We start from the raw sequence: 4,239 nt of genomic DNA on the forward strand, positions 1-4,239 counted from the left end.
AGCGTTTCGGCAGGAAATACACCACTTTTTCCGTAATATATTACCGGGATTGGACGGAGCCTTGTCGCGCCGGATTAATGACAACTTCCAGACGCTGAAAAATGCAACTTCAAGTTAATCGAGTATATATGGCTTAATAGTGCATTTCCTTTAGGATTAAGAGCGGTAAAAATAACTTGCTGTTGGTTGGCGGTAATTCGTAATGCACTATCAACGATCAGGATACTTTGTAGATTTTGCTTATTATTAACGGTAGCGGACTCTAGCAATAGTGTGCCTGGTCGATTGCTGCATAAATGATGAAATAACAGACAAACTTCAGGCTGATAATTAATTTTATTCTCTAATATGCGAAAAGTTGTTTGATTGACTGCTATGTTTTCCATATTGGTTGCCTTTCATATTATATTAATTGGCTATAAAAAAACCCGCTTCATGGCGGGTCTTGATCTGGTGTTGCGTTATTAATTCGCGCGCAGGAAGAAACCGCCTATTTAAGGGAGTTTTGCCACCAACGGATTTTAATGATGATAAAAAATACCAATCTCATTTTTGTTCTTCCTCGCAATATGTCATGATAGATTAGCGCTATCGTTAACCATCGTACTAGCAAACTAGATCATTCGTATTGTGTCAAGTAATTTATGCCACACTATGAATTTTTTCTATAATCGTCAGCTGTAAATGAGGATAAAGCTTTGGCACACGACAATGAGAAGCTGTCTGTTATTTATGATCTACATAGTCACACAAAAGCTTCTGATGGTGATCTCACTCCCTTAGAATTAGTAGACAGAGCGGTATTAATGGGGGGTCGATGTATTAGCTATCACTGATCACGATACAGTTAATGGAATTTTACCAGCATGGCAGTATATTAATGAAAAAAGTAAGCCACTAACATTAATTGCCGGTGTTGAAATTTCCACAATTTGGGAAAAAATTGAAATTCATATCGTCGGTCTTAACATTAACCTGGATGCAAGCTGTCTTAAACATTTACTGGAAATACAAACTGCACGCCGTAACCTGCGTGGGGAAAAAATAGGCTATAAATTAGAAAAATTCGGTATTCCTGATGCCTGGCAAAATGCTAAAGCTTATGCCGCCGGTGGACAGGTAACACGTAGCCATTTTGCGCGTTATCTTATGGATTATGCTAAACAAAAAAGTATCGGTCATGTTTTTAAAAAATATTTAACCCGAGGTAAACCAGGTTACGTCCCGGCTGATTGGTGTAAGCTTGATGAGGCAATAGACGTTATTCATCAGGCGGGAGGCGTTGCTGTCTTGGCACATCCTGGTCGTTACTCGCTATCAGCAAAATGGCAAAAAAGGTTAGTTCTATATTTTAAACAGCAACAGGGTGATGCGATTGAAATTGCTCAATGCCAACAATCGCCTGATGAACGAAAAAATTTAACTGAATTAGCTAAACTACATGATTTATATGCTTCTGTCGGTTCTGATTTTCATCGCCCCTGCGCCTGGACTGAGCTAGGTAGAAATCTTTGGTTGCCCGCAGGTGTTACACCGATTTGGCAAACCTGGCAATAAAAATTTGGGATTATCGTTTAGGCTAAAATATTATATAGTAAGCAGCTTAGGTATATTGATAACTTAATTTTCAAGTTTAATTAAATAATATAGTGATTAAATAAATATATAGAGAACATTCATGGGACAATCTCTCCATATTCACCCACAAAATCCGCAACCTAGATTAATTAGCCAATGTATAGAAATATTAAACAAAGGTGGCATTATTGTTTATCCGACTGATTCCCGCTATACAATTGGCTGTAAGTTAGATAATAAAAACGCGCTTATGCAAATTTGTCGCTTACGTCAATTGGATTCTCGCCACAATTTTACCCTAATGTGTCGTGATTTATCTGAAATAGCTGAATATGCCTATCTAGATAATCAGGTGTTTAGAATGATTAAAAATAGTACACCGGGTCATTACACTTTTATTTTACGTGCAACAAAAGAAGTCCCACGTCGAATAATGAATAAAAAACGTAAAACAATAGGCATACGTTTACCCAATAATCCGATTGCCAGAGATCTGCTTGCCGGAATTGGCGAACCTTTACTATCGACTAGTTTAATATTGCCAGGTGAAGATTTTGCTCAGTCCTCAGCAGATGAGATAGAAAGTCTAATTGGTCAACAAGTTGATTTGATTATAAATGGTGGTTATTTAAGTGAAAAACCAACCACCGTAGTTGATTTAACAGAGAGTACGCCAAATATCATCCGAGTTGGAATGGGTTCCACGATACCATTTGAATAAAAAAGCTTCAGATGAGGTTAATAGAAAAACGGTGTATAATAACCACAGTTTATTTTTTTAGTTATTTTTATAATTATGACGCCTGTGAAGGTGACACAAGAGGTTTACGCTATGAGCGTTAAAAAGCAGCAAAGTGAAAAGTTACAAAAAGTACTTGCTCGTTGTGGTTATGGATCGCGCAGGGAAATAGAAAGTTTTATTCAATCCGGTAGGATCAGTGTTGATGGTCAATTAGCGACCTTGGGTGACCGAATAGAAGTTAAATCTAACACTAAAATTCGCTTAGATGGTCATCTTTTGAAAATCAAAGAAGCGGAGAAAACAGTTTGTCGGATCTTGGCTTATTATAAGCCGGAAGGCGAATTATGTACTCATAATGATCCAGAAGGACGTCCAACCGTATTTGATCGTTTACCTAAATTAACCGGCTCTCGCTGGATTGCGATAGGTCGCTTAGATGTAAATACGTGTGGTTTATTATTATTTACCACAGATGGGGAACTGGCTAATCGTTTGATGCATCCTCGTCATGAGGTCGAACGTGAATATGCAGTTCGTGTTTTTGGTGAAATTAATGATGCTAAAATTCGGCAATTAACCAAAGGTGTTCAACTTGAAGATGGTGAAGCTAATTTTAAGACACTGAAGTTCCGTGGTGGAGAAGGCATGAATCAATGGTTTAATGTTACTTTAACGGAAGGTCGTAATCGTGAAATAAGGCGTTTATGGGAAGCGGTAGGCATACAAGTCAGTCGCCTGATCCGCGTTCGTTATGGTGATATTTATTTACCAAAGGGATTACCCAGAGGAGGATGGACGGAATTAGGTTTAGCTCAGATTAATTATTTGCGTCATCTGGTTGGTCTTACTGATGAAACAGCTAGTAAAATATCGGTTGAGCAAGATAGACGGCGTATTAAAGCAAATCAGATCCGTCGTGCTGTAAAACGGCATACACAAGTTTCTTCGATGCGAGTAGCAAATAAACGAGCAACGGGGACTAGCCAGGGGGCGTAATACATCTTCGCGTAAAGGATAATATAAAATTAAAGGCAATATTATAGTCAAATTCAGCTGCCTAATGATTTTTTAATAGATAAAAATAGTGCTATATAAATAAATACTTTTAATTTAATTGAGATGATCCTTAGAATAGTAGGCTACTTTCATTAGGCTAAGTTTGATTAGAAGGTTGAAATTTTATATGCCACAATTTGGGCAAATTATCGCTAGCAGCATATTTATATTGCTGTTAGCAAGCTGTGATGAGCCGCAATTAACCCATTCTGCTGATGGGAAATTTTACGTTAGTCATAATAATAAAGATGCCCTTTATTTTAAGATTGATAATCAATCAGTTAAACTTGTTCAGGGTGAAATTAAACAACTTGATTTACGAGCTGGCAAGCATACGATTGAATACCCCATTGGCCAAGAAACTGAATTTATCATTTACCCTGGTAACCAGGATGGAATTATTAATCCTACCCGGCAATATTATTATGCTTATAGTTCGGTTTTTAAAGAAATCATTTCTAACCAATTTTTCTCTTTGAAATATAATCAAATTGTTGTTGATGGAATAAAAGTACAGGGTCCAATACTAAAAGCGTGTTGCTTAATAGTGAAATAAGGGTGTTTCGGTGATTGAAGTAAATTTTACGCTGTTCTGAGATGGAAATTCCAAAGACCTGCGCTAAGGAGTAAGAAGGTATCATCAATAAAGGGTCTACGATTCCGTAAAATTTGGGTCATGCAACCGAGGCGCTTGATACCCGCGATGGCGTGTTCAACTGTAATACGGATGCCCGAGATTATTTTATTTTCTTGTTTTTGTTCAGGCGATAAAGGTCTTTTTCGAGTTCCTTTTTTTGGGATTTGTGTATTAGGATGCTGTTTATCTATACCTTGAAAACCGGTATCTGCCCAGATGGTTACCT

4 protein-coding genes, 3 pseudogenes and 1 other annotated feature are annotated in these 4,239 nt (G+C 37.4%); of the genes and pseudogenes, 5 read left to right on the forward strand and 2 right to left on the reverse strand.

Features of this window, described 5'->3' with window-relative positions; translation table 11 throughout:
* A pseudogene (locus CBG25_RS07535) lies at positions 1–118 on the forward strand (IS630 family transposase); the annotation flags it as partial.
* 55 nt (positions 119–173) lie between these two features.
* Here CBG25_RS07535 and CBG25_RS07540 read toward each other — a convergent pair.
* Positions 174–386, reverse strand: a pseudogene (locus CBG25_RS07540) (anthranilate synthase component I); the annotation flags it as partial.
* A gap of 32 nt (positions 387–418) precedes the next feature.
* Positions 419–520: a sequence feature (Trp leader region), on the reverse strand.
* A gap of 286 nt (positions 521–806) precedes the next feature.
* On the opposite strand from CBG25_RS07540, the pseudogene CBG25_RS07545 reads away from it, so the two are divergent.
* The 4 genes and pseudogenes from CBG25_RS07545 (at position 807) to CBG25_RS07560 (ending at position 3,932) form a co-directional block, all read left to right on the forward strand.
* A pseudogene (locus CBG25_RS07545) lies at positions 807–1,557 on the forward strand (PHP domain-containing protein).
* 121 nt (positions 1,558–1,678) lie between these two features.
* A complete protein-coding gene (locus tag CBG25_RS07550; protein WP_290605768.1) occupies positions 1,679–2,299 on the forward strand; it encodes an L-threonylcarbamoyladenylate synthase in 621 nt (206 codons plus the stop codon).
* A gap of 111 nt (positions 2,300–2,410) precedes the next feature.
* Positions 2,411–3,316, forward strand: a complete 906-nt coding sequence (gene rluB, locus CBG25_RS07555; RefSeq protein ID WP_290605769.1) for a 23S rRNA pseudouridine(2605) synthase RluB — start codon at positions 2,411–2,413, stop codon at positions 3,314–3,316.
* Positions 3,317–3,503: 187 nt separating this feature from the next.
* A complete protein-coding gene (locus tag CBG25_RS07560; RefSeq protein ID WP_290605770.1) occupies positions 3,504–3,932 on the forward strand; it encodes a hypothetical protein in 429 nt (142 codons plus the stop codon).
* A gap of 26 nt (positions 3,933–3,958) precedes the next feature.
* Here CBG25_RS07560 and CBG25_RS07565 read toward each other — a convergent pair.
* A partial coding sequence (locus CBG25_RS07565; protein WP_290603775.1) for a transposase family protein occupies positions 3,959–4,239 on the reverse strand: 281 nt, incomplete at its 5' end.

This window comes from Arsenophonus sp. ENCA (genome assembly GCF_002287155.1).
GTDB lineage: Bacteria > Pseudomonadota > Gammaproteobacteria > Enterobacterales > Enterobacteriaceae > Arsenophonus > Arsenophonus nilaparvatae.